At 73.3% G+C, this 434-nt stretch carries 1 protein-coding gene; it reads right to left on the bottom strand.

Annotated features, from left to right (window positions below; translation table 11 throughout):
* Positions 1–58 precede the first annotated feature (58 nt).
* The coding region (locus Ato02nite_RS50905) for a TatD family hydrolase (RefSeq protein WP_213013960.1) at positions 59–434 on the bottom strand (376 nt) is incomplete at its 5' end.

The following is a 434-nucleotide window of genomic DNA, read 5'->3' as shown; positions in this document are numbered from 1 at the left end:
TCGCCGCGACCGTGCGCGGCCTCGGCGAACAACTCGGCGTGAAGGCCTGGGTGATCGACTAGCGCCAGGGGCCGAAGACCCGCTCGCCGTTCGCGGAGATGGCCGCGCACAGGGCGTCCAGGTCCTCGCCACGGGCCGCGGCCAGGGCGCGCACGGTCAGCGGGATCAGGTAGGAGGCGTTGGGCCGGCCGCGGTGCGGCACCGGGGTCAGATAGGGCGCGTCGGTCTCCACCATGATCTGCTCGGCCGGGGTGATCTCGGCGGCCGCGCGCAGGCCACCGGCGTTGGCGAAGGTCACCGTGCCGGCGAAGCTCAGGTGGTAACCGCGGAGGATGCACTGGGCCGCGAAGTCCGGGTCGCCGGAGAAGCAGTGCAGCACCACCGTGTCCGGTGCGCCCTCCTCGTCCAGGACTCGCAGCACGTCGGCGTGCGCG

This window comes from Paractinoplanes toevensis (assembly GCF_018332695.1).
GTDB lineage: Bacteria > Actinomycetota > Actinomycetes > Mycobacteriales > Micromonosporaceae > Actinoplanes > Actinoplanes toevensis.
Note: the sequence above shows the minus strand (reverse complement) of the source record. Positions and strands in the feature narration are given on the sequence as shown.